Annotated in this window: 17 protein-coding genes and 1 riboswitch; of the genes, 6 read left to right on the forward strand and 11 right to left on the reverse strand. The window is 36.2% G+C overall.

Annotated elements, in window-relative coordinates; translation table 11 throughout:
• The first annotated feature begins 13 nt into the window (after window positions 1–13).
• Window positions 14–598: a YitT family protein gene (locus AC1MGI_RS00325; protein WP_480347669.1), complete on the forward strand. Its 585-nt coding sequence runs from the start codon at window positions 14–16 to the stop codon at window positions 596–598.
• Between the two features lie 409 nt (window positions 599–1,007).
• Here the strand turns inward: AC1MGI_RS00325 and AC1MGI_RS00330 are convergent, their stop codons facing one another.
• From AC1MGI_RS00330 to AC1MGI_RS00340, 3 genes are all read right to left on the reverse strand, one after another.
• Window positions 1,008–1,460, reverse strand: coding sequence for a YoqH family protein (locus AC1MGI_RS00330; RefSeq protein WP_480347671.1), 453 nt, complete (start codon window positions 1,458–1,460; stop codon window positions 1,008–1,010).
• 387 nt (window positions 1,461–1,847) lie between these two features.
• Window positions 1,848–2,060: a DUF3006 domain-containing protein gene (locus AC1MGI_RS00335; RefSeq protein ID WP_480347673.1), complete on the reverse strand. Its 213-nt coding sequence runs from the start codon at window positions 2,058–2,060 to the stop codon at window positions 1,848–1,850.
• Between the two features lie 13 nt (window positions 2,061–2,073).
• Complete coding sequence (locus tag AC1MGI_RS00340; protein WP_480347675.1) at window positions 2,074–3,534, reverse strand: MBL fold metallo-hydrolase; 1,461 nt, start codon at window positions 3,532–3,534, stop codon at window positions 2,074–2,076.
• Window positions 3,535–3,893: 359 nt separating this feature from the next.
• On the opposite strand from AC1MGI_RS00340, the gene AC1MGI_RS00345 reads away from it, so the two are divergent.
• The 4 genes from AC1MGI_RS00345 (at window position 3,894) to AC1MGI_RS00360 (ending at window position 7,812) form a co-directional block, all read left to right on the forward strand.
• On the forward strand, window positions 3,894–4,568 hold the full coding sequence (locus tag AC1MGI_RS00345; RefSeq protein WP_480347677.1) for a response regulator transcription factor: 675 nt from the start codon (window positions 3,894–3,896) through the stop codon (window positions 4,566–4,568).
• Window positions 4,568–5,950, forward strand: coding sequence for a sensor histidine kinase (locus AC1MGI_RS00350; RefSeq protein WP_480347678.1), 1,383 nt, complete (start codon window positions 4,568–4,570; stop codon window positions 5,948–5,950). Before AC1MGI_RS00345 ends, AC1MGI_RS00350 begins: the two co-directional genes overlap by 1 nt.
• 75 nt (window positions 5,951–6,025) lie before the next feature.
• On the forward strand, window positions 6,026–7,126 hold the full coding sequence (locus AC1MGI_RS00355) for an ABC transporter permease (protein ID WP_480347680.1): 1,101 nt from the start codon (window positions 6,026–6,028) through the stop codon (window positions 7,124–7,126).
• Window positions 7,126–7,812, forward strand: a complete 687-nt coding sequence (locus tag AC1MGI_RS00360) for an ABC transporter ATP-binding protein (RefSeq protein WP_480347682.1) — start codon at window positions 7,126–7,128, stop codon at window positions 7,810–7,812. Before AC1MGI_RS00355 ends, AC1MGI_RS00360 begins: the two co-directional genes overlap by 1 nt.
• 110 nt (window positions 7,813–7,922) lie before the next feature.
• Here the strand turns inward: AC1MGI_RS00360 and AC1MGI_RS00365 are convergent, their stop codons facing one another.
• From AC1MGI_RS00365 to AC1MGI_RS00380, 4 genes are all read right to left on the reverse strand, one after another.
• Entirely contained in the window at window positions 7,923–8,789 is an 867-nt protein-coding gene (locus AC1MGI_RS00365; protein WP_480347683.1) for a YitT family protein, read from the reverse strand.
• A 487-nt stretch (window positions 8,790–9,276) separates the two neighbouring features.
• The gene (locus AC1MGI_RS00370; protein WP_480347685.1) at window positions 9,277–10,470 is read right to left on the reverse strand and encodes a NupC/NupG family nucleoside CNT transporter; all 1,194 of its coding nucleotides are present in this window, start codon (window positions 10,468–10,470) and stop codon (window positions 9,277–9,279) included.
• Between the two features lie 298 nt (window positions 10,471–10,768).
• A riboswitch (purine riboswitch) is annotated at window positions 10,769–10,870 on the reverse strand.
• 254 nt (window positions 10,871–11,124) lie between these two features.
• A complete protein-coding gene (locus tag AC1MGI_RS00375) occupies window positions 11,125–11,583 on the reverse strand; it encodes a DinB family protein (RefSeq protein ID WP_480347687.1) in 459 nt (152 codons plus the stop codon).
• A gap of 85 nt (window positions 11,584–11,668) precedes the next feature.
• Entirely contained in the window at window positions 11,669–12,079 is a 411-nt protein-coding gene (locus tag AC1MGI_RS00380) for a cytidine deaminase (RefSeq protein ID WP_480347689.1), read from the reverse strand.
• 131 nt (window positions 12,080–12,210) lie between these two features.
• Between AC1MGI_RS00380 and AC1MGI_RS00385 the strand changes: the two genes are divergently transcribed.
• On the forward strand, window positions 12,211–12,621 hold the full coding sequence (locus tag AC1MGI_RS00385) for a (deoxy)nucleoside triphosphate pyrophosphohydrolase (protein WP_480347690.1): 411 nt from the start codon (window positions 12,211–12,213) through the stop codon (window positions 12,619–12,621).
• Window positions 12,622–13,270: 649 nt separating this feature from the next.
• Here the strand turns inward: AC1MGI_RS00385 and AC1MGI_RS00390 are convergent.
• The 4 genes from AC1MGI_RS00390 to AC1MGI_RS00405 are packed head-to-tail and all read right to left on the reverse strand — an operon-like array spanning window position 13,271 to window position 20,194.
• A complete protein-coding gene (locus AC1MGI_RS00390; RefSeq protein ID WP_480347692.1) occupies window positions 13,271–15,091 on the reverse strand; it encodes an AIPR family protein in 1,821 nt (606 codons plus the stop codon).
• 2 nt (window positions 15,092–15,093) lie between these two features.
• Window positions 15,094–16,119, reverse strand: a complete 1,026-nt coding sequence (locus AC1MGI_RS00395) for a PD-(D/E)XK motif protein (protein WP_480347694.1) — start codon at window positions 16,117–16,119, stop codon at window positions 15,094–15,096.
• 18 nt (window positions 16,120–16,137) lie between these two features.
• Window positions 16,138–18,729, reverse strand: coding sequence for a Z1 domain-containing protein (locus AC1MGI_RS00400; protein ID WP_480347696.1), 2,592 nt, complete (start codon window positions 18,727–18,729; stop codon window positions 16,138–16,140).
• Window positions 18,716–20,194 (reverse strand): ATP-binding protein, encoded by a 1,479-nt coding sequence (locus AC1MGI_RS00405; RefSeq protein WP_480347698.1) that lies wholly within the window; start codon window positions 20,192–20,194, stop codon window positions 18,716–18,718. Before AC1MGI_RS00405 ends, AC1MGI_RS00400 begins: the two co-directional genes overlap by 14 nt.
• Window positions 20,195–20,229 lie beyond the last annotated feature (35 nt).

Genomic DNA, 20,229 nt, shown 5'->3' on the forward strand with positions numbered 1-20,229 from the left:
TTATGTAGGCTTTTTGTTAGTAATTAATGGGGTGGTTAAGATTTTTGCTAGAGTGGCAGCTTTGGTGATTGGCAGCATTCTACTTGGAATTGGGATTAATGGATTTTTGGTTCCCCACCAATTGCTTGATGGGGGAATTATTGGTATAGCACTTATTCTGCATTATTATTTTGATTTTCACGCGGGATTATGGTCGGCGTTGTTAAGTATTCCATTAATCATCTACGCGTGGGTAAAGGATCGAAAACAGTTTCATGGTAGCGTTTATGGAATGATTGCCACAGCCATTTTTATTGATTTACTAGCTCCATATCAGTTTTTTCTGCCGATTTGGCTGAGTGCCATTCTAGGAGGGGCCCTTTGTGGAATTGGAGTTGGCTTAATGCTTCGGTATAAGACAAGTACTGGGGGGACCGATCTAATCGCCTACTTCATTGCGAAAGCCACTCCACTGAATATTGGATTTCTTATTGCGTTCATGGATGGATTAATCGTTTTACTTGGATATCAAACATTAGGTCTACAAAGTGTCATGTTCTCAACGATTACAATTGTAACCGCAGGCCTCCTCGCATCCGTATGTTATGAGCGATTTTAAGTAGATGAACAGTTATTTAATTTTAAATATTTCTGTATCGTAGGATGCCCCCGTAAGATTACGAGATACAGCCTTATTATCTTTATATATTTGGGGTACCGTCAGGAAGTTTACAACGTTAAGGAAATCTAAAATAAAAAAAGCCAAATGTCTCGGTTTTGTATGAAGGACATAGGGACGGGGCTTCGCGACTTACTAGTATAGTCAATCTATTTATCAGGTATACTGATTTTACCTTAGAAAGCATCTAAAATTCCGGCTCCGCACCGCAACCATTGAGATTAGGCGAATGTAGCGTGCTACAGGATGAATCCTTCATAGTAAATGGTGGCGTTTTAACGCCATATTTGTTTTGTAAGTGAGAAATTTGACTTAGTTACTTCATAAAAGCTACCTTTAGCTGAATAGACTACTTACAGGATTTAATGCTTTTTGTTAAAATCCTTGGTCCTAACTTCTTAGTTTTTGAATTAGAAAGACGAACTTGAACTTCAGCATTTTCCATTTTTGCTGTAATTAAATCAAATCTTCCAGCCCACGTTGGACTTTCCTCTTCTGTGGTAGGGTAAAGCCTAAATCGCCAACTTATTTCATCTGGTATAAACGCAAAACCTTCATAGCTATTATAATTTCCATAAGCTGATGGTTCAGGAAGGTGAACAGCAAGAATACTTACATTAGTTCTTGCGAAACTCGGTGGGTGTAATTGCACTTTATAGATTAGCGCTACACCCTTGGCATTTTTTAGATTTTTATCAACTGGTTCTAATAGTAAACTACAAGGCATTGAAATCGCATTAGTTTGAGATGGATACATAGCTAAAGTAGCGAAAAGAAAAATAACCAAAACAATTTGTTTCATAGTACACCCCTACAATTTCTTTTGGTTAATTTACCCGATTTCTTACCTAATATTAAATAATATCTCTTCTATAAAATGGCCCAATACAAAAAGACGCCTTCTTACTGCAGAATTGCGCCCCTATTACGGAAAATCAAAAATATTTTTAAGGCTTAAGAGCCAGTTTACGCTTAGTTGACCAAGCAGAAAATTGCTCGTTTTTTGTATATTTGGCGCTTACCTTGAAAATGAAGGGGTATCTACATCCTCATACAAAAAAGGATTAGACCTCGCAACAACTAAAATACAGTATAAGATAAGTGTGTAAAACACTACATACTGATTTAGTGTGCGAGGTCTAATCCTTATGGGACACCCCCGATTCTTTTTCCAAACATATTTCTTTCTTTAATCTTCCCAAACACTTTCCATAAGCGATTTGATCTTTTTCCTACGCTTTTCCGTTTCTTCTTCATGAACTACCCATTTTCCATTGACGAATTCCACGACATCATTGACTTTCACCTTAGCTTCAACTAACTCTTTTGGAACATTTTCTGTGTTTCCATCGACTTCAATCACAACAAAATCCCCTTCAAATCGATCAATGATTCCTTTCATGCTTACACTTCCTTTATTTTGGAGTAAAAGCTGTTTTCGTGGTTGTAGTAATACCATTCGCTGAAACTGTAATGTCGCCATCTACCGTGAATCCAGCAGCCGCTCGACCTACTCTAAAGGCAAGAGAGGCAACACCATTTGCATTTGTCACACCTTCATACACCGTATCTTTCGACTTAAATTGAAGGTTCAAATGAACATTCGCTCCATTTACAGGCTTACCATATTGATCTTTTACCGTAACGGTCACTGTAACTTCTTCGTTTTGATTTGGAGTCGCTTCATCTATCACAGCAGTAGCCTGTAAGCTACTTGTCACATCCGGTATACTTGCTGGTGGAGTTACAACTGGATTGGGTGTCGTTTGGTTATTCGCTTGTGTCTGTTCCTGTGATTTAGGTACAGGTGTATACTCCCATGCCTGTTTGTTGATATTGATTTCTTTACCACCTGTCTTAAACACAATCGTTCCATCGGTATCGTTACGGTATATCTTTATTTTCTCATTGTGAATTCGTTCTAATACTTCGCTAGTCGGATGACCGTAACTGTTTTTTCCTACTTGAATCACTGCGTATTTCGGTTGAACCGCTTGTAAGAATGCTTCACTAGTAGAGTGATTGCTACCATGGTGACCGGTTAAAAGGACCGTAGATTTTATCATTTCACCTGACTGAAGCCATTTTTCCTCTGTTGGTATTCCCGCATCCCCTGTTAAAAGGAATGATTGTTCACCATATTGAAGTCTGACAACTGCACTCATTTCATTCGCATCACTTGCTGTATCGTCCAGCGGAGCAATCATTTTCGCTTGTACCATAGGGTCTAAATGAAGTTCGATGCCCGCTTTCGCTGTTGTTACTGTTAATCCTTTATTTTGAATCGATTGTAAAACCGATTCAAATGTTTGTGTATCTCGTTGTACTTTCGGCATATATATTTTTCCAATATCAAAAGAATCAATGACCGCATCCATTCCGCCAATATGATCGGCGTCAGGATGTGTGCCAATTAACACATCAACCTTAGATACTCCTAACTCTTTCAAGTAAGCGACCATTTTGTCTTCATCATCGTTATTACCAGCATCAATGACCATCACTTTTTTATTTGGTGCAATAATCACTTGTGCGGCTCCTTGACCAACATCGACAAAATGTACGGCCAATTCTTCTGTTAATGGCTCGGAGACAGCTACGTCATTTGCTTTCTTAGTCTCTTCCGTTTTCGTTTCTTTTTGTTCCTTTATAGGCGTTGCTTCTTGTTGATCTTCTGTTGGAGCATTTGTGGTAGGGTCCGTTGGTATCATGGCTCCCCCGATCATAAACACTACGAATGCAACCACAACAAACAAGGAGCTTGCCTTCCTAGAGCGCAATCTTATAAATTTCACGCTTCCTTTTATCACACCAAGAAGACCGATAAAAAAGCTAAAAAAAGCGACTAACATTAATATTGTTGCTAAAAATTCCATTTCCTCTCCCCTGTCCACGTTTTCTATCATATTTGATTGTAGCAAACAAATTCATCCCCTGCTGAACCAAGTTTATCCTACTTCCAATTGTCGATGTTATAGACAAAGTGAACATGTGCCCCCTTTTCGTGCCAGATTTAAGATTGCCAAGCCAGAATCAACTCTTTTCGCGCCGGATTCGGGATTTGCGGGCGAGAAACCATACTTTTCATGCCCGATTCGAATTTTGCGAGCCGCCATAATCTGAAGAGGCAAAATGTAGAATATAAAAACAGACCAATATTTCATCTTCTTGACTGGATGCTGTATATTTAAGGTAAACTTCCGCTATCATTCTAGTTTAGGAGCTGTATATCCAGATGATCCGTATTTTAATTGCTGATGATGATCAACACATTCGTGAATTATTACAACATTTTTTACAAAAAGAAGGCTTTTCCGTTTACGAAGCAGCTGATGGTGTAGAAGCTTCAACGATTCTATTGAAACAGCAAATTCATTTAGCCATTGTAGACGTGATGATGCCGAATAAGGATGGCTATCAGCTGTGTGAGGAAATAAGGAGCGATTATGATTTCCCAATTATTTTATTAACTGCGAAAGATCAGTTGATCGATAAAGAAAAAGGCTTTGCTGTTGGAACGGATGATTATGTCACAAAACCGTTTGAACCGAAAGAATTATTGTTCCGAATTAAAGCCCTGCTTCGTCGTTTTCAAATGGTCAATGCTGAGAAAATCGTGCTCAATCAAACCATAATTGACCGTAAAAGTTATGAAGTACATGCTAATGGGAAGCTACTAATGCTACCCATGAAGGAATTTGAACTATTAGCACAGCTAGCCAGCTTCCCTGATCGAATTTTCACGCGAGATGAATTAATCCAGCTAATCTGGGGTGCAGATTTTTCTGGGGATGACCGCACAGTCGATGTACATATTAAACGGCTACGTGAACGTTTCTCGAACCAAGATGGCGATTTCATGATTAAAACGGTACGAGGGGTTGGCTATAAATTGGAGGTTGCCAAATAGTGAAAACTCTCTATTTACGTATCGTTTTTACCACCATTTTTGTGATGATTTTAAGCGGAATACTAGCCTTTATCCTTGCCAATTTCTATTATCAAAATAAACTTAAACCTTTTAACGACAGTAAAGTGACTCGACTTTCGAAAGACATCGTTAATTTTTATGAAAAGAATCAAGAAATTCTGCTTAACGATTATTTAGAAAATACCGCCGATCTTGGCTATCAATTATATGTAGTCGATCAGGATGGGAATAGTTCTTTTTATGGTGGAGAATTTAGAAATAAAGAGATCAATTCAGAAATCATTCAGAATGTGCTCAATGGACATGTGTATCACGGCATTTTGGACTTCCCCTCAAGTGCGTTTATAACAGGTTTTTTCGATAATGTATTAACAAACACAATCGGGGTACGAATGACTGTAGACGGCAAGAACTATGCACTCTTCATTCGTCCGAATCTCGATATGCAGTTTGGTGAAATGCGGATTTTCTTTTCCGTTCTTCTCATTCTTTCGCTCATAGTAAGCATCCTCTTCGTCATTATTAGTACGCGGTATATTGTAAAACCGATTATCAAACTAACCGATGCAACAAAAAGGATATCCACCGGAAAATATGATATTCAGCTTGATATGAAACGACGAGACGAAATTGGCAAATTAGCTGAACATTTTAAAGAGATGGCAAAGAATTTAGAACAACTTGAGAGTATGCGACAAGAATTCGTTTCGAACGTTTCCCATGAAATTCAAGCCCCACTCGCATCCATCCAAGGGTTTTCACATACATTGCAATCCGATACTTTACCTGAAGAACAAAGGAAGCATTATTTAGCCATTATTGAAGCAGAAACGAAGCGAATGTCCCAATTAAGTAAGCAATTATTGATGCTTGCTTCATTAGATAAAGAAGAACATCTAATAAAAAAGAGCACCTTTAATGTTGCCGAGCAAATTAAACAGGTCATATTTATGTCTGAATGGAGCTGGCAAGAAAAAGAGATAGCGATTGACTTAAGTTTACCCACAACCTTCATCTATGCCGATCAGCATCTCCTCCACCAAGTATGGACGAATCTTTTAACGAACAGCATTAAATTCACCCCTATTGGTGGAACGATATCCATTCGGCTCACTGAACAGGAAAATGATTGTATCGTTGAAGTACAAGATACGGGCATTGGGATTGCCCAAAGCGAGTTAGCCAATATTTTTAACCGTTTTTATAAAGTAGATCAAGCTAGAACTCCAAGCGAAATCGGAAGTAGTGGTTTAGGACTTGCGATTTCGAAGAAAATTGTCGAACTTCACTCTGGACAAATCTCCGTTACAAGTCAAATTGGAAACGGAACGACTTTCCACATCCAGCTTCCGAGAATGTAAAGAACTGTTCATACTCCGTTCATATTGCTGTATTATCCTATATTTAAGTTATTAATGAATGGAGATGAACAAATCATGTTTCTCGCATTAAGGGAAATGAAGCACGCTAAATTACGGTACGTATTGATTGGATTCATCATGATCTTACTTATATGGTTGGTCCTGTTTGTTTCCGGATTAGCCAAAGGGCTGTCTTCGGATAACGCATCGTCGATTCAAAATATGAATGCGGATTACTTAGTCCTCCAACAAGATTCAGACCATCGCTTAACCCGTTCAACCTTATCTGATAAAAATCTGCAGGATGTACGCGAATACACCGAAGAGGGGCAGGCTACACCACTTGGCGTGCAAATGACAACCATTACGAAAAATGGCGCTTCAAAAAAAAGTGATATTACGTTTTTCGCAATTGATATAAACAGCATGCTGGCTCCTACGATAACCGAAGGAAAAATGCTCAATCATAGAACAGCCCATGAAGTAGTAGCCGATCGTTCATTACAACACGAAGGATTAAAGCTCGGTGATGAAATAGAAGACTTGGCATCAGGAGAAATTTTCACAATCGTCGGGTTCACAGAAGGTCAATCTTTCAGTCATACACCAGTTGTTTATCTGAATTTCAACGGTTGGTCTACGATTTCTCATAATCAGACCCCGAATCAAGACGTGTTTAATACGATTGCTTTAAACATTTCGGCAAATACAGCGAAACAAATTGAGAAAAATCTTCCAAACGTTGACGTGATTAGTAAAGATCAAGCCCTGCAAGGCATCCCAGGCTATAAAGAAGAACAAGGATCACTAATGATGATGATTGCATTTCTATTCGTCATTGCTGCATTTGTTTTAGCCGCATTCTTCTATGTGATGACGATTCAAAAAATGAATCAATTCGGTGTCTTAAAAGCAATTGGCGCCAAATCAACATACTTGGCACGGACGATTATTTCCCAAGTCGTATTCATTACGATTATAAGTTTACTAATCAGCATTTCCCTCACCTTTGGTGTATCGTTCATTTTACCTGATAGTATGCCTTTTGACCTTAGTGCTCAATTAGTGATAGGCTGTTCGTTTCTTTTCTTAGTAGTATCGATGATTGGTGCCTTACTATCGCTATACCGGGTATCGAAAATTGATGCAATTGAAGCAATCGGGAGGGCTGCATAATGGAAATTCAACTACTACTTGAAAATATCAGCAAAATTTATGGTGACGGCGATACGTCTGTGAAAGTCCTGGATGATGTATCATTACAAGTAAAAGCGGGTGAATTCGTCGCCGTTGTCGGCCCATCCGGATCAGGAAAAAGTACCTTCCTTTCCATTACAGGTGCATTATTATCACCAACAAGCGGGCGTATCATGATTGGTAGTAAGGAGATCCACAAGCTTTCTCCAAAAAAAATGAATCAACTTCGATTAGAAAAAATCGGCTTTGTCTTTCAATCGGCAAATTTAATTCCTTATTTAACCGTTCAAGATCAATTGTTGCTCATTTCCGAATTAAGTGGAATGAATAATAAAAATGCAAAAAAAAGAGTCGATAATCTGCTTGATCGACTTGGCTTAAATCATAGAAAGAACCATTACCCAGAAAGCTTATCCGGCGGTGAGCGTCAACGCGTTGCCATCGCGCGCGCCTGGATGAATAATCCTGATATTATTTTAGCAGATGAACCAACCGCAAGCCTTGATTCCGAACGAGGTCGAGCTGTCGTTCAAATGCTCGCAGATGAAGTGAAACTGCACAAAAAAGCCGCCATTATGGTTACTCATGACAAGCGGATGCTCGATTTATGTGATCGTGTCGTGTATATCGAGGATGGAAAACTGTCAGAAAAGCAGAAAAAGTAGGAGACTAGTAACAAAGCGGACCACTCTATTATGAGTGATCCGCTTCTTTATGTAGCTTAATGCGATGAGCCCCTCAGTTAAAAAATGAATCTTAAGAGGTTCAATTCATTTTAATGAGCCGAACTTTTTCTAAAGTTACTACCTGAAACATCAGCAACATTCTCTATGGCGATTAAGGCTTTCGGGTCTATTTCTTGAGCAATGGTACGTAAACTAGATAATTCGATCCGAGATACGATCGTATATATGATCTTTTTGGGCTCGTTACTATAAACACCCTCACCATGAATATACGTAATGCCGCGACCTAATTCCTGTATTAAGGAATTTGCAATTTCTTCTGGTTGATCAGAAATAATCGTTACTGATTTTAATTCTTCCATACCTTCAACGACAATATCAATCATTTTATAAGCAATAAAATAAGTAATAATAGAATACATAGCGGTTTCCCAACTAAATACTAATAAGGCAGCAAGAACAAAAATGAATAAATTGACAATCATGACAAATTGCCCGACTGAAACAGGTCGTTTCTTGCTTACAAGAATGGCAATAATTTCTGTTCCGTCTAAAGCACCACCTGTTCTAATAACTAAACCAACACCTGCTCCTAGTATGACTGCACCTACTACCGTTGCTAAAAATAAATCATCTGTAAAAGGCTCAAAATGATGTAAATAAGAAGTAAATATAGATAAAACGATAACGCCATATAAAGTATGAAGGGTAAACTTCGTACCTATTCTCTTATAACCGATATAAAGAAATGGCAAATTGAAAATAATGAGAAATAAACTCATGTTTAAACCAGTTAATTCCGCTGTGATTATCGAAAGACCAATTATCCCACCGTCTAAAATATCGTTAGGAACTAAAAATAATTCAAGCCCAACAGCAGCAATAATCGCACCAATTGTAATCATAATTACTTGTTGAATCTCTTTTACTACCCGTTTTTTCTTTGTCAATCCCATCTAAATCAAGCCTTTCCTATTTGAAATACATGATTAATCATACATGAAATAAAGCCTGAAAGAAAAAAAGAAAGAACTATTGATTAAAAAAAGGAGTCTATCGTTGGTAAAAACCCTACGAAGATGGGGAAATCGATCATAATAGGGACCATAATTCGGACACGCATTTTTTCTCTGTTTCACACATCTATTGTTAAGGTACTTATCATTTAGGCAACAATCACCTCCATAGAAGGGGGATAGAGTACGCCATTTCGCTCCTTGTTATGAGCAATTTCCAGGTACAACAAGATTGTTATTGAAGTAATATACTCTAAAAACGAGAATTACTTCATGTCAAATTCACTTTCCCCTATAAAAAAGGGGATGCCCCATAACAAAAGACAAGACCCACATCTACTTTATATCGTTTATCTACGTATCATAATAAACGGTGGATAGACTGTGAGGTCAGATCTTTTTGGACATCCTCTTGATGATTGCTTTTTTACCAAACAAATAAACCGACTATCATCGCACTTAATAGTGAGACCGCAATACCACTAACGAGAAGCTTCCAGACGTTTTTACCGATAATCGCGGATTTGCCTTCCGATAATACCGAATTATACGTTCCATAAATCATACCAACTGTACTAAAATTCGCAAATGACGTTAAGAACGTCGTTGCAACAGCAATCGTATGTGGTGGCAATGTATCTAAGTTGTTCTTTAGATCCATCATAGCAACAAATTCATTCGTGGCCAATTTAATTCCCATTAACTGCGCGACATACATAGCATCATGCCCTGTCAAACCAAGTAAAAAGGCAAATGGGCTAAAAATGACTGAAAAGATTTTCTGAATCGTCAGACCATCTACAATGACACCCAAAATCCCATTAAGACCAGCTGTAAGAGCCACATAGCCAATCACCATCGCTAAAATAACGATAACCATATTCATACCGACTAACATACTATTCGAAATCGTTGAGAAGAAATCTTTTTTCTCCGATTTTGGTGGTACATAAATAATGTCTTCTTCTTTTGGCACATGGATTGGATTTAAAATACTAACTAAAATGAGTGCATTTAAACAATTTACAGGTATCGCCGTAAATACATATTCTGCCGGGACCATTGATAAATAGGCACCAATAATCGATCCGCTAATACTACTCATACTCATAATTCCAAAGGTAAGCAAACGATTGTCCTTTAAAACAGATAGCTGATCACGAATGACAGCTAACGCTTCCGTATTTCCTAAAAACATCATTTGAATCGAGAAAAAGCTTTCTAGTTTGGGCAAGCGCGACACTTTAGAAATCACCCAGCCCACTTTATCAATAATCCACGTTAAAATGCCAAAATAAGATAAAATATCAAAGAAAGTAACGACAAAAATAATCGGTAACAATGCACTAAAGAAAAAGTCTACTGTTTCATTTGCCATAACCGATGGAAAAACAAAGGCAATTCCTTCACTTGCACAGGCAATTAACCACGTAAAGAATGAGGCAATTTTAGTAATGATCCAGCTCCCTATTTCAGTGCCTAACATAAACCATGTAATAAGCACTTCGACTACGATCAGAGAAATAACCGGTCTCCATTTCACTTCTTTCTTATTCGGAGAACATAAAAACACGACGCCTAATACAACAAAAACGCCTAAAAGATTTAACAAAAAGTACATGAAAGCAGCTCCTAGATGTGGATTTGAACAAGATTAACAGCGTATTCGTCTTGACGATTGCAACTATATCATTTTTACGAAGTCATTCATTGACCTCTTTAATGGCTAGGGTGCTGGATTTATGTGTAGAAACACTACTATAATTATCTACAAATAAAAACCCTTTATACGCCATACAACAAAAAAGCTCTTACTTTTCATATATTCTGATCAACAGAAAGAATGAAAAATAAGAGCTTTAAAGGAAGAGAACTAGATATTATACAAAACATATCTACTACATATTTCTTCCAATCTACATTAATTCAAACTTTCTTGTAGTCTAGTATTTTACGGCTACTAGGTAGAGACGATCAGACCATATTACTGATAATATACAAGAAGTATTTATAACTTGATTCAATTGGTATGAACAAATAGTACGCGTTCGCTTCTGAATAATCAATACTTTAAACCTTATTCGGAATAGCAAAATTCGCGGGAAAATTCATAATCATTTATCAGGACAAATAATTAATTTACAGACATGAAAAGAGATGCCCAAAAAAGGGTCAGACCCCGCAACAACTAAATCCAGTAAAAGATGCGTGTATGAGACACGACATACTGATTTAGAGTGCGAGGTCAAACCCTTATGAGACACGACATCTATCTTTATAATGAAGCTTCAATTAAACGCTTCATTGCTTGAACTTGTCCTAAGTGTAGCGATTCATGAAATGCTACAAAATTGGCTAATTCACCAACAGAAGACATTCCCAAAAATGGTTCTGGCAATGTTTCTTCAAAACGACCATCTGGGATCTCCATAAGACGAGTAAACTGTTCCTTCAACTGCTCAATTAATGCTTCAACAGTCGGAACCTCACCTTGCCAATCACTTGGCTTAGTACGGGTTCCAAACAACTCCCCATAATTAGCTGGTAAACCGCCACTTTCCGGAAAGCCTAATAAAAAGGTCTCTGCAGAAACTAAAACATGGCCAATATGCCAATGAATCGTATTATTAAAACCTTCTGGTTGTACGTCCACTACCTGATTAGATAAGCCCTCCACATTTTTGATGAAATATCCTCTTGTCAATTCAAATTGCTTCTTGATTAAGTTGCTCACGGTATCTCTCCTTTAACGGTATATATGTAGAAGTATACTGACTATGATTTACCAAGGCAAATATTGTGTTTTGAATATCTACCCTTTAATCGTGAAGATCTTGATAAGCTCGAGACCAATGAAAAGGCTGTACTTCTTCTAATGATTTATACAGCAGTTGATTATCAGAAGTAGTCACTGCTACTTTTACATCATTTCCCCAATAAAATAGTCTTTCCTGGCATACCCCACAAGGAGTTAAGACCTTAAACGCCTCATTTTCGTCATCTCTTACAACACAAATGGAATGCGTTACTTTTGTATTAAATTTATGTGCCTCCAAAATAGCCCCTGTTTCAATACATAACTCTGTTGACGCGTTAATAACTTCTGGTGCAACACTTGTTAATATGTCTCCTTTGCTCGTATACACTGCACAAGCACCACCCCAGCCTACAGGATATCTCTTTTCAATTAATTGAATTGCCGCCTGATAGAGTCTTTGTTCAATACTCATGTACATCCCCCCATTTTATCATTATAAATGTCAAGACAGACTACCCAAAATCATATCATATGGTTTTGATATATAGGCTCTGACTATTAAAAATGTTATTATATAGATAATAAAGTCTAGCGGAGGTTTCTATGAAAAAAGTAATCAAGGTAGTTGCAGCAATCATCGAGAACGATCAAAATGAAATTCTTTGTGCTTTAAGATCTCCCGAAATGTCTCTTCCGAATATGTGGGAATTTCCAGGTGGCAAAGTAGAAAAGGATGAGGATATTTATTCTGCATTAGTACGTGAGATTGATGAAGAATTATCATGCAAAATCGAAACAACAGAACTCTTTAATGATAATACTCATGAATATGAAACCTTTATTATTCATTTACTCTCCATAAAATGCAAAATTATTGATGGAAGACCCCTTCCAAACGAACACTCTACATTCATCTGGCTCAAAAGAGAAAATTTAGCTTCATTAAAATGGGCACCAGCAGACATACCTGCCGTTGAACAATTACTTACTGAAAAAATTAGTCTTCTCAACTGAGAAGACTATATTTTTATCGTGAATTCCCTATACAAGTTTGCAGGGATTTCATGCTCTAATTTAATTTTCACCGTTATTGGCTTCTCACCCTCATATTTAACTGCATTTCCTTTACCAATATAAATAAATGAAGATTGATTCCTCTTGCTTCATTTATATTCTAAATAAATGACCTATTAGGGATAGTTTAACAACAGAGTAGCTTAAAAAACATGAAGGCAATAATCTAAATCTAAACTTGAACAAGCCTAAAGTATCAAGTGATTTTTGAAAAAAGGATTAATAGAAATCTATATGTATTTCCGATATTTAAACCTGATATATAGCTGATTGATAATGCTGTTGGAAGATGACACGTAATTTATATAGGTTTTGTAAAAAATACTAAGTTTTTTCGGAAAGCAGATATAACTATACAAAAATACAAAATCGTAATATTTATAGATTCTGTTTTTGGCCCACAGTTCCAACTCACGATTGTCAACTCTCCTAGATCAAGTTCAGTATATTGTGCTAAAAAATTTAGAGGAATTCGGAAAAAGACTTTGAGGCAAATAATTATCACAAAGAAAATTAAATAAAGTTTGCAAAAAGAAAACCCTTTATAAAATAGAAATCATCTATTTTATAAAGGGTTCCTCCTACAAAATTATATTAAATTATTCAATTCCTTTGAGCAGCTTTCTTTAAAGTTGATCCAGCATGCTTCCTGTTTAGCCCACTGTGTAACATTTCTTTCACCAGCAGATTCTTTTAAGAAGAACAGTGTTTTATCTGCAATTGTCTGAATCACGTCATCCCACTTATCCGATAAAGTTTGATCATTCCAAACCTCAACTAAATCAATCTTATCTCCATATAATTGGTGAAGTATTGCTACGGTGTAGTATATGACATTTGCTTTATAGCCGCGAAGTTTCATTTCATCGACTATTTCTGTAACGTGTTTATTAATGATGGTTCTAGCTATAATTTTTTGATAAACAGATAGTGTCATTTTGGCTTTAGATTCTCCATCTGTTTTCCAATAATTCTTATTAAGTTCCATAAATTTTTTAAAAGCTTCTTCTCCGCCTTTACTTGAAACATGCGGGAAACCTTCCCATGACATAAAATGCTTCGCAAGATCGACTTTTGTAATTACTTTATCTTTCGGATACAATTTTTTGAATTCATTCTGTTCTTTGCCTCTCTTACGCCTGTTGATATCAACCATATACTGACCTCTAGCACGTTCAAAGTACCATTTTGTTTCTGGTTTACGTCCATCAAATGCAGGAATCCAAATATTACGGGAAAATTTCTCTAATTCAGACATGAACCTTGTATTAGCAAGTAAATCTGATTTATTTATTTTATTCTGTGTATTGGCATATTCTGAAATTCGGGACACCATGTCATCTTCAAGATAGTGTTGATCACTGTATTGATTCTCATTAACCTTTAGAATTGTTAATTTAGCTTGAACAAATACATCTGTAAGGTCAATTCCATCTTTGTATGCTTGATGAATCGATGCTGTAGTCTGACCGCCGTTAACGATCTGCCAACCTGTTAACCCTTTAAATCTATACAGGTTTGCACCTTCTTGGACTTTTTCAATATCTCCGGAACGTGCTACAGTTGAAATTCCATTGTTATAAGCAACAAACATCTTTCTTTGAAAAGGATCTTTTAAAGTATCTCGTATTCCTTTATTCGTTCCTCCTCTTGCCTGTAAAAACGACCTTACGTTTCTTTCAACTAATTTAGGTCCCCATGCTTCATAAGCTCTTGCTAATAAGGTGGCTGGAATAAAACCTACATAACAATCAATATTTTTCGATCCCCCATGAACAGGATCAGGAACATACATCATATCAAACGTATTATTAAATTCGTTTTCAAAATCAATGTAATCCGACTGTATCCCTTGTTCTGCTGTTACTAATTGTTGAACACGATCAATATCCCAAACTTGAACGTTCACATTATCATAGCCTGGTATCTGAATGTCAACTGCTTTATTAGCTAAATAATACATATTAGTAACTATAATAATATTAATTTCGTCGATAGTTGCCCCTGTTTCTGTAATTATCTTAGCTAAGTCAAAGGTTTGCAGGGAATGATCTATTGTAGGCATGATAGTTTTTATATTTGTAACAAATCTCTTTGCTTTATTTCCTAACTCCGTTACTTGAGTTTTGTTAATGGTAAGCAGATCTTCTTCATTTTGCTCAAAGTTATAGTCTGTAACATATAGATCAAGCGCATTATTATCTTCATCATAAGCAAAAGCATTAATTATAATATTTTTAGCAGAATCTATATACGGAGGCTGCAATATTTCAGGTTCGTCAGTTCTATCCATAAAAGTTAGCATTTTTTCAAGAAAAGGTACGAGATAACTGCCGCTTTTAGTTGCAAGTTCTTCTATTTCTTCCATAAATTCTTTTAGAAATTCACTTCTTTGTTTATTCTCTAACATGATTATCCTTCCAGTCTAAAAAATTGGTTAACCAACTCTATATCTCTTTTAAAATCTAAGCAATGGGATAAATCAATATTGTAGCTGACATGAGATATCCCTTTTGGTAAATCTTCCTTAATAATTCTAGGGAAATCGGGCTCTGCTTCGTATAACTCAATTTTTTCTACAAAATAGTAAGTATCCATATATTCATCTTCTCTAAAACCAATATCAGTCAGTAAATCATTATATATTAATGCGATACGGTCTGATCTATCTGCTATTTTTTTACGTACCGTTTCGGATAGACTCTGCAAGGAAACACCATGAGTTTTGCTTTGCTCTAAGAAACATACATATATATAAATTGTTGGAATCGCTTCGCTAATTTTTAACTGATTTTCATTCGAGATTTTGATCGTTTTAGCTATTTTATCTGCTGATGTTTTGATTTCAATACCGCTCTTTGAACTTTTAAAGTCTATTCTTCCTTTAGTAGGTCCTTCCCAATGCTCAATGAGTAGCGGCGGCTGTCCTGGAAAATTATCCAGCCATTCATTAATAAACCATAATTCACCAAACAACCCTCTTTGCTCTTCTTCCGATAATCGCTTGAAACCGCCTCGTTGAAAAAAACTTCTCCATCTATCTAATACTTTATAAACCCTGGAGAATAAAGATTCTTCATCAGTATCTTTGATCAAGTGATCTACTAAATTTTGAAGTATATCATTAAAAATTTCTTCGTCATGCTCTGCTTCTTGAGTAAGAATAAGAAAATAATGCTGTCTCAATAAAGTGATTTTTTCAATGTATTCTACTTTAATAGACAAACCTCGCCATTTAGGCAAAGCCTTAATTTGCTCCTTTTCCCAAGGCTCTGTTCCTAAATCTATATACAGCTGCCTGTTGAAATTACTACCATCTATTCCTGCTATTAAAATAGGCGTTTCCGAAGTTAATATTTTCAGTTTATATATTTTACTTTCCTCTTGTACCTTTATATCCTGTATCATTTGATCATACTCAAGCTTTAAATTAACCAAATATTTCCCTCCTTGATATTATTTTACTGTTCTATTCACTTGATATATTTCTGTATCTTCCTGTTCAGATTCAGGAAATGAGATTGCAATTCCTACAGGTACTAAGCTCTTCGAGAATGACACCTTTAAACTTTCAAAAACTTGAACTTTGGGATTTAATGGATAAATGAGCAAAAGTCCATTTTCTTGGTCAATCTTTTTATGATTAGGAGAAGCGATTGCTTTTATATCAATTTTGTTTGTATAATCCGATACAGCATCCACTTTAACTCCACGAGCAACTGCTTGTTTAAGATCAATACTCCCAATAGTTACTGGGTACTCACCCACACCTTTCCTATCTTTCAAATCCCCTTCAAGAACAGCAACTGTCCAATTTAACAACTCACCTTTATCATTTGCAACATCTATATATTGTACAATTTTTTTTGAGTCCACCTTTTCAGCATCTGAATGAGTTTGATATTTTGTTAGATATTCTTTAACGATTTGAGAATCAACATTTTCTGCACCATAATATGTTGTTTTTCCTCTTCCCAATTGTTGAGGTGATATGTTCTCTATCATTTTTATAGTTGCATCCATGTTATTTTTATAAAATTCTTCTCTAGTGTCAAATAATCTAGTTTGCTGAATGGAGCCTCCATAATTAATATTATTTATCTCAGCATTTCTCATCTTTAATGGACTAGTTAAAGTCATTGTCGGATGGCTGAGCATTTTAATCGCATATTCAGATGGTGTCTGGCTTTTTTCGGCAAGACGGTCAAATTCTCTCCGAAGCTGGACCATAGCAATAGCTAAATGTTCAAAATTTGAAGCAATATCTTCAGTTGTATAAATTCTGCATAAATCCATATAACCTGTTCTGAAACCAAACCAGCGTCCCATCTGCATAAGAGTGTCATACATTAAGGTATTTCTGAAATAATAAGTAACACTTAGACCTTCTAAGGTAAGACCTCGAGAGAGTTTATCTCCGCCGACTGCTATTACATTCAGACCGACTTCCTTATATTGATTATAGTCTAATGCATCCTTACTATTTCCATTAATCTCAAATACTTGTACATTTTCTACTATGATTTTAAGTTCTCCATAGATTTCTTCCCATTTAAATACAGGATGATTTTCTGGCCATTCTTTACTGGTTGGAACAATATCATTCTCATATAAATCTTTCATCTCATCGATCAGTTTGCTCTGAGGGTTATATCTCAATTGTTTAGAAACTGCATCAAAAGTTCTAGTTACTTCATCTTTCACACTAGATTGGACGTCTTTAAATCTCGAAGTATGAATGAGCATCGAATTATGCTTATTTCGCTGCCCTCTTAGATTTCTAGTCGCAATTGTCATTAAAAATACAAGCATAGCCTCTCTCATTTGAGGCGGTACTTCTTCAAATTTATCAGCGTCAGACTTCTTTTTTATAGTCGTAAAAACATCAATATCTGCTTCTTTTAACTGCCTGATTAGACTTGGACGCTGGTCATCAGCATTTTCTTCAACGTTAAAGAACTCTTCTGGTCCGCAATATCCTGCTGCCTTTGGAAGCCCGACGAGAAAATCTTTTGGATACAGATCGTGACCTTCATCTTGAGTTTTTCCGTCCATACTTATAAGTAGGTTTGCGAAAGGAGTAGCCGTATAACCAACATATGCCTTACGATCAAATACTTCTAAAATTTGACGAATTAATCGATTAATGGTTTTAGGATCCTCGCTCTTATCAGGATTTGATGTATCTACCGATGCCTGATCAGCTTCATCATCAACAATTAAAATAGGAATATTCAAGTTAAATAGTTTCTTATGATTTATCAGCTGATCTCGAAGCGACTCTAATACCGTTTTATTTTTTTTGACTACCATAAGCGTTGGAGAATCTAAATTGCTATGTCCGCTATGTTCGGCAGAAATATCTTTCTCAACAGTTGTCCATGAAGAAATAATGTGTTTAGCATCATTCTCTCTAACCTGTAATACCCCGACAGGATTTCCATAATTGTCATTCCTGCCAATCACTTCTTCATTTAATCTTAGCTGGGTTTGCGCCCTAAGATCATTATGAATACCAGCTAGAACTATCACTAATTTATAGCCTGCATCAAAGGCTTTATTAATCAAACCTGTAAAATTGGCAGTTTTTCCGGATTGTACATACCCTAAAACTAAGCCTCTCTTGTCATACGGTGTCATAGAATAAGGATTGCCCATAGAACTCATTATTTCATTGGTTGTATCATCAATAGCTTGGACAGATTCTACAGGCCAATTTTTTATTCTAGTCAAATAATCTCGGTATCTCGGCCAATAGAAACCATTAGAAACGATTTCTGGTTTAAACCATCCTTCAACAGGTTCGTTTCTCATGACATAATTCTTAGGCAAATTAACACCAATATTAAAATTTATATACATTTCAAGTGACCATTTCTGATAATCAGCTTGGTTGATTGGACCATTTTTTGCTTCAAATGCAAGCTTAGCAAACTGTAAAGCTTGCTCTGCTGCTGCTTCTTCATTGGAATATGCATCTTTCAATAAGAAATAATTTGTATTAAAGGTTTGTTCAAATATAGTTTTAACTTCGTTATTTTGAGACAATTAATTCGGCCTCCATTAATATAGTTTTTAAAGTGACTCTATTGAGTCCGTCAAATGCAGGCTGGGTACTAAGAATATTCAATAATTGTTCTTCCCCATCAGCTATTTTCAAGTTAATAATTGTCGATGCAAATTGAAGGACTAACTCCCTGTCAGCATCTGATATTTCTTGAATAACTTCTTCAGATACCTTTGGAGAATCAATAATATTACTAGGTGAACCGAGCTGTACAAATTTCAGATATAGGTTAAGCAACCTGGCATTTTCATCATCTAAATTTTTAAATAACTCACTTAAGATCGGATGATTTCTATTTAATATAAAGTTCGGTCCTTCTTCTCTTCCTGACTGCTCCCAAGTATTTAAGCTCCCCTTAAATGTTTGATTTGGCTGTGTACTCTGTGTACGGAAATAAAAAATATCCTTTGAAATTTTTCTTGCAACATTAGAAATGCTTTTCAACCTTCTTTTCGCCTCTTCTGGCAGATTGATACCCGATTTTTTAATATCTACCTGCCATTCAGCGTCCGCATCGTTTGGAAGATCAATTCGTATTCTAGCCAACTGAGATGATACATCTTTTTGAAATAATCCCATCCAGTTTCCGAAATGCAAAAGCCTATTTTCTCTATACACATATAAACCCTGATGGTCTCTCCATCCTTTATAACCACCGGCTTTTTTATATTCTGGTTCAGTCAAATGTGAAGCATGGGGCAAAATATAGTATTTAACTCGAATTCTATGGTCATTAATTCTAAGCATCTGGGTTTCCCCTTCTATTGTCGCCTCATTATATCTCATGAAGGGATCCCAAGGAATTATTCCATTACCATTTATATGGATTTTAATCCCGCTATTCTCAATGATGGAGTGGAAGACAAATTCTAAATGTTTTTTTATTCGGTCAACCTTATTAAAAAAGCTTCCTTCCTTGATTGTATTTTTCATACCATAGCCCATAAATCTATCTAGATTATCGATACATACAATCGTACCGTTGTTACCTTCAATTTCTCCTATTTTCTCTTTAACATCTTCAGGAATATTGGTGAATAACTGCCATTCATTACAACTAGACACATGGTCCAAGTCCCAGCATCTTTCAAAATATTGCCCTTCAAATTTAGTAAGGACGCTCAAACGCTTACCTAGTGAAAACGAAGCGGTTTTCAAGCCCATTCCAAATCTCCCCAGCTCTTTTGCCTCTCTTCTTGCCCGTGGATCTTTAGAACCAATATTCATAGCTGTCTGCAACGTTCTATCATCCATCCCAACACCATTATCTTGAATAATGATCATTCCGCCTAATGCTTCATAATCAAAATTTATTTTAATTTTTGATGCTTTAGCATCTAAACTATTATCAACCAAGTCAGCTATTGCGGTACTGGCATTATATCCTATCGATCTTAATGCTTGAATTACTGGAGTGGCTGAAGGTTGTGTGATTACGATATCCATTTAATAACTCCCGTTTCATTTTTTGTTACTAACAA

It is taken from the genome of Peribacillus sp. BM1 (assembly GCF_056679975.1).